Genomic DNA, 6380 nt, shown 5'->3' with positions numbered 1-6380 from the left:
TGTTATACCCCTGAAACTCACGGGTATGAATCACGCAGGCGGGATGACGGCAACCAAATTAATAGGTCCAGAACCTAAGCCGGGGCAAACTGTCCACGCAGCCAAGCTTTGAACAGGTCGACATCGATATGCGAAACGTTCAAATGTCGGGCCGCTACCTCGAAGCTGCGTAACCAACTATGCGTATTGGGTTTGATCTAATCTAGAGACAAATAATTTTTGTGGTAGATAGCCTGTTTTATCATTTTCACTTGCGGCTCAGGTCGCGATACAAGTTTTTGAATTGTCTCAAATCCGAACAGGGAATCTGGACTTGATCAAACCAGACGTCTCATCGACGAAAGTCAGGATTGCCGCATTCGTGGCCAATCCGGCGCTTGGCTTCGACTTTGTGGCAAACGCGGCCGGTCCTGGCGTTATTGCAGGTTCCAACGTCGTTCATCAGACAAAGGGGTCGGTGGCACCTTGTTCTCGGGAATCGCTTATCGACCGCTCACCTAGCGGATCTGTTTGTTTGGATTTTTCGTACACTCGGAAGGAATAGAAGATGAAAGTAGGGTTCATTGGACTTGGTAATGTCGGCGGAAAGCTTTCAGGCAGCCTTTTGCGGAACGGAATCGACCTGACGGTTCTTGATCTAAACCGCGACTTGATGGAAGCGGCGGCGGACAAGGGTGCCAAGTTGGCGGAAAATGCCGCAGCATTGATGCGTGATTGCGATGTCGTCATCACCTGCCTACCCTCGCCTGCCGCATCGGACGCTGTCTTGCAGGAGATGCTGCCAGAGGTGAAAGAAGGCAAGATCTGGCTGGAGATGTCTACCACTGACCAAGCCGAAGCCGAACGCCTTGGCGGTATCGTCATCGCCGCCGGTGGTGCCGCAGTCGATTGCCCGGTATCTGGCGGTTGCCACCGCGCCGACACTGGTAATATCTCGATATTTGCGGGCTGTGACCGCTCAACGTTCGAGCGAGTTCTGCCGTTGCTGAAGACAATGGGACGGCGTATCCTGCATACCGGTGAGCTTGGCAGCGCCTCGATGCTCAAGGTACTTACCAATTATCTGGCCACCGTCCATCTGGTCGCCAATGCCGAAGCGTTGGTGACGGCGAAGGCTGCAGGTATGGACCTGAACACAGCCTACGAGGCGATCAAAATTTCGTCCGGTAACAGCTTTTCCCATGTTACCGAAAGCCAGGTAATCCTGAACGGTTCGCGCGATATCTCATTCACCATGGATCTGGTGAAAAAAGATGTGGGCCTGTTCCAGAGTATTGCCGAACGAAACAATGTGCCGCTGGAAGTTTCACCCTTGATTTGCCAGATTTTTGACGACGGCATTGCACGCTATGGCGATCGCGAGCTATCGCCCAACATTATCCGCCGGTTAGAGGACGCCACCGGTCTTTCCATCCTTGCCCCCGGCTTCCCTGCGGAAATGGCGGATGACGAACCAGAAGAGCCTGGATACGAGGTGATCCCGCAGGGTTCGTCGCGCGTCTCTGCCGGCAGCTAGAGCCCGTTTCAGCAGCCACGAGCAAGTTGAGGGCAGGTATCATACCTGCCCCGACGGCCAATGCTCAGAGGCTCAGAGGCTCAATGCCCTTTGAACGGCGTCGCACCAGCTTACTCGGCCTCGAATTGCGGGACGGTATGATGCAATGCGCAAAACAAAAAATCCGAGGATGAGGCGGATATACGATAGGGACGAAGGTCCGACAGGGCCGTATTGACACTGGGTGAGGGCGTCGGATGTGGACTGCCGACCGCCCAAAAACTCATTTCCTAACACGCCCTCTCTGTGATCCCGACACGCGCCTCTGTTCTTACCCGTCGAGCATAGCGAGAACAGCGTCACGATCGGACAGAACCAGCAACAAAGCGATATCATCCGGTTGTAGCTTTTCAAGTATCATTGATGCGGCTTGTGTGGGCGAAGCGGCTCTGAGTATTTGTTCTGCACCATACCCATGTTCCAACGCTGTCTTTTCGATCAGATCAGAAATTTCCCCCGAATCGCGGCCTCTTAGATATCCTTCCAGCTCGGTTGCGACGACCACGTTAGGTTGGAAATTCAGCGCAGTCGCGGTTACGTCCCGGATATCCTGATCCGATCTGTCCCCCGCATGGCTGAGCATGATGAAACGCCGTTTTGCTGGCAAGCTCGACAGCGCATCGCAAACGGCGGAAATCGAATGCGGGTTATGTGCAAAATCCACAAAGACCCGTGCCCCGTTGTATCGGAACTCGTTGCAACGGCCTGGATTATCCTTGGCGTCTGGTTTGAACCCGGCCAATCCATCCCGAGCCGCCTGAACGGGCAAGTCCAGCGCCAAAGCCAGGCACAAGGCCGCTAGCGCGTTCAGGATATTGTATTTCGCAGCGCCGCCCATGGTCAGGGGAACATCGGAAACTGCAATCACCACCTGTTCCGCCGCACCGTCGAAAAACACGATATCACCCTGCCGCACATAGGCGCAGCACCTGTCTGCATCGCGCGCCTGGCGGATCAGGTCGTTCTGCGCGTCCAGCGAAAACCACCAGATATTCGCCGAGGTATTCTCTGCCTCGGCACGGACAAAGTCATCATCGGCATTCAGGACCAGCACGCCCCCTTTGGCCAATGTTCGATGTACGGCGAATTTGGCCTGGGCCAGTTCCGGCACCGTGTTGACCCCATATTGGCCCAGATGGTCGTTGGCCACATTGGTGACAGCCGCCGCCGTGGCGGCGCGGGTCGGCAGACCCCGGCGCAGGATGCCCCCACGGGCGACTTCAAGGCAGGCAACCTCCAGCCTTTTATCGCGCAGCAACATCCGCCCGCCGCCGGGGCCCGAGTAATCGCCACGGTCCAGTATATCATCGCCCACGCGGACAAACTCGGTCGAGGTTAGCCCGGCGACCTTGCCCGAAGCGCGCGCGATAGCCTCAAGCAGCCGGGTCGTAGTGGTCTTGCCGTTGGTTCCAGTGATGAACGCGACCGGGATATCATGCAGCGCAGACCAGTCCACCTCACCCGGGGTGGGCAGCCCATCAACAGGCCAAGTCTGACTGCCTGCACCATGCCCGATCGACACCTCGTCATCATCGCAAAGGATATCCACGCCATGCGCCTCAGCCGCGGCAATCAAGGCGATCAGTGCGGGATTGGCTTCCATTTCCATGACGCCTTTGACATCCGCAACCATCTGATCGAAATCTCCGGGCTCGGATGCCAGCAGTTCTGCAGCACAGAAATGCCAGGCGGTTTGCGCTGCGAATATCCCGGAATAGAGCTGATCCATCGGTGCCGAGATCGCCAGATTGACGCCGCCCGTAAAGGTACGGTGGATCAGACCCTGCCCCTGCCAGCCCAGTGCGTCCAGAACCCGGCGCGCATGCTTCTCCCACAAGTCGGTGATCTGCGTCGCGTCGATATCAGTGAAGAAAACATCCATCACAGCGCCGGGTCGGTTCCATAGCAGGCCCGGCCCGGTCAGACGCCGGGCGTCATCCACCTGAATATGGTCAACGGTCGCGCTTTCTATTGTCAGCGCGGTCTCAAGCTCTTCGATCCGGTCCATTCCGGTGCCTCCGCTCAATCCGCGTCTTCGCTGATTTCACGGGCCAGACGCACGCCACGCTCATCCCGGATCAGGTTCTGGTCGCCTTCGAACATATCTTCGAACGAGGTTTCGGCGGGGGCTGCCACAGGTGCGACCTCGGGTTCTTCGCCATCAGAATTGAAATAGATGATCTGTTTCCAGCAGCGCGTTGTGTCATCACCAAAGATCACCAACAGATCGCCCTGTCCGGCCTGCACCAACGCGGCACTGACCGCTTCAACCTCGTCGGGGATGACCGTGATGGCTGCGGCATCCACGCCGTTGTCGATCAGGGCTTGACGCATCATCTGCGGCACCTCGTCATGCCCGCGTCCGCGACGGCGGTCATCTGCCTTGCAGATGAAATGATCAAAATGTCCGGCCAGGGCGGCGGCCCCATCGACAATATCTTCGTCGCGCCGGTCGCCAGGCATCGCTACCACGCACAGCCTGCGGCCCTTGATCTCTAACTGATCGGCCAGCGCCGCCATCGCTTTCAGCGCGGCGGGGTTATGGCCATAATCGAGGATCACCTTGAAGGGATGTTCGTCATAGACATTCATCCGTCCAGGTGCCTGAAAATAGCTGGTGTCGAAGGTGCGCAGCCCATGACGGATATTATCTAGGTCCACGCCGAAACTATAGGCCATCGCGGCGGCGAACATCGCATTCTGGACGTTGAAAATTGCCTTGCCTTCCAACGTCGCCGGGATCAGATGCGACCACAGAACCGGGATATGAAGCCCGTTGTCATAGATGGTCAGCATGTCACCATTCATGCCTTTTTCAAGCACGATAGCCTTGCCGCCGGCCTTGATATGTTCCTTGACCAGACTGTGCGCTGGATTGGTCGTGACATAGAAAATCTGATCCGCTTGAGCGTAGTCGGCCATTTTCAGACAGTTGATGTCATCGGCATTCAGCACTGCAGTATCCACAGCGCTTTCAACCACCACGCGCTTGACAACGGCCAGCTCCTCGACCGTGTTTATGCCGCCGAGACCCAGATGATCGGCCGAGACATTCAGACACGCCGCCACGTTCGACCGCTGATAGCCCAGACCGGACCGCACAAGCCCGCCGCGTGCGGTTTCCATCACCGCAAAATCGACCGCCGGATCACGCAGGACGATCTGTGCGGATTTCGGTCCCGTCATGTCGCCCTTGACGCTTAGTTTACCGTCCACATAGACACCATCGGTCGAGGTCATGCCAACGGTCTTGCTGCTGGTTTTCATAATATGCCCCAGCATCCGCGAGGTCGTCGTCTTGCCGTTGGTGCCTGTGATCGCCGCAATCGGGATGCGGGTTTCTTCGGTGGCTGGGAACAACATGTCGATCACCCTGCCCGCCACGTCGCGGGGCTGACCTTCGGACGGCGCCACGTGCATCCGAAAGCCCGGGGCGGCGTTCACCTCGACGATAGCTCCGCCAATATCCTTGTAGGATTTGGTGATGTCGTCGATCAGAAAATCCACACCTCCCACATCCAATCCAACCGCCATTATGGCGCGTTCGGCCATGTCACGATTGTCAGGATGCACCACATCCGTCAGATCAATCGCTGTCCCCCCCGTCGAAAGATTTGCCGTTGAACGGAGATAGAATATCTCGCCTTCCGGCAGCACGGTTTCTTCGGTCACGCGCGCATTCTCCATCAAGCGTTTGGCCTGATTGTCGATTTCCAGCATTGTCAGCACTTTCTCGTGCCCGATGCCACGGCGTGGATCCTGGTTCACGATGTCAACCAGTTCGGCAATCGTGTGTGTGCCGTCTCCAACGACATGTCCGGGGACACGCTTGGCCACCGCAACCAGTTTGTTGTTCACAACCAACATTCGGTGGTCAAAACCGGTGATGAAGCTTTCCACCAGAATGGCCCTGCTGCGAGAATGTTCCTTGGCTTCGGCAAAACCGGCCTCGACCTCGGACTCCGAATTCAGATTGATCGAAACACCGCGTCCATGATTGGCGTCAAGCGGCTTGACGACGACAGGAAACCCGATACGCCCAGCTGCTTTTGCCGCCTCGCGTGCCGAATAGACCATGCGCTGCTGTGGTACCGGCAGGCCCAGATCGTTCAGCAGATTGTGGGTATCTTCCTTGTCGCAGGAAATCTCGACCGAGATATGTTTGGTCTCAGAAGTGATGGTAGCCTGGATGCGTTTCTGATACTTCCCGTGTCCGAACTGCACCAGCGAGCCAGAGTTCAGCCTGATCCACGGAATGTCCCGCTCTTGTGCCGCCTTGACCAACGAGCCGGTCGAGGGGCCAAATTCTTTACGCTGCGCCCGCAGCACAAAGCTGCGTAACTCATCATCCCAGTTGAAATCCGGATCAAAATCGTAATCCACCTGGTCCTTGAGGGAGTGTGGCAACAGATGCATTAGCAGACGCATCGCCAGCTTGCCCGCATCCAGTCCGACATCGCGCTGGCGGTATTCATAGACCATGTTGTACTGGCCGGGTTCGCCAGTGCCGCGCGTTCGGCCAAAAGTCACATCCGTACCGGCTACGTTTTGAACCTCGATAGCGCAATGTTCCAGCACATGACCCAGCCATGTGCCCTCATCTTCGCGCAGGCGGCGGATGAACCCGCCGGGTTCGCGATAGGAACAGCCATGTTCTGCCAAACCGGGAAGTGCCGCGACCAGAGCGTCGATAAATTCCGAACCAATTTTTGCCGAAGGCCATTCTTCCAGAATACCCAGATCGATAACGTGGCGAATAACCGGAAAACTTGCCCAAACATTCGGGCCGACAAAGACGTTGGTCGAAATTATTTTCATGAGGCAC

Annotated in this window: 3 protein-coding genes; 1 reads left to right on the top strand and 2 read right to left on the bottom strand. The window is 56.8% G+C overall.

Features of this window, described 5'->3' with window-relative positions; translation table 11 throughout:
• The first annotated feature begins 547 nt into the window (after window positions 1-547).
• Window positions 548-1516, top strand: coding sequence for an NAD(P)-dependent oxidoreductase (locus tag AC2FHW_RS14130; RefSeq protein WP_271950101.1), 969 nt, complete (start codon window positions 548-550; stop codon window positions 1514-1516).
• 310 nt (window positions 1517-1826) lie between these two features.
• Here AC2FHW_RS14130 and AC2FHW_RS14125 read toward each other — a convergent pair whose 3' ends face one another.
• Both AC2FHW_RS14125 and cphA read right to left on the bottom strand, forming a co-directional pair.
• A complete protein-coding gene (locus AC2FHW_RS14125; protein WP_271950099.1) occupies window positions 1827-3563 on the bottom strand; it encodes a Mur ligase family protein in 1737 nt (578 codons plus the stop codon).
• 14 nt (window positions 3564-3577) lie between these two features.
• On the bottom strand, window positions 3578-6373 hold the full coding sequence (gene cphA / locus AC2FHW_RS14120; RefSeq protein ID WP_271950097.1) for a cyanophycin synthetase: 2796 nt from the start codon (window positions 6371-6373) through the stop codon (window positions 3578-3580).
• Window positions 6374-6380: the final 7 nt, after the last annotated feature.

The sequence above is a fragment of the Ruegeria sp. YTSA108 genome (assembly GCF_059610185.1).
This window is presented reverse-complemented; position numbering and strand designations above follow the sequence as displayed.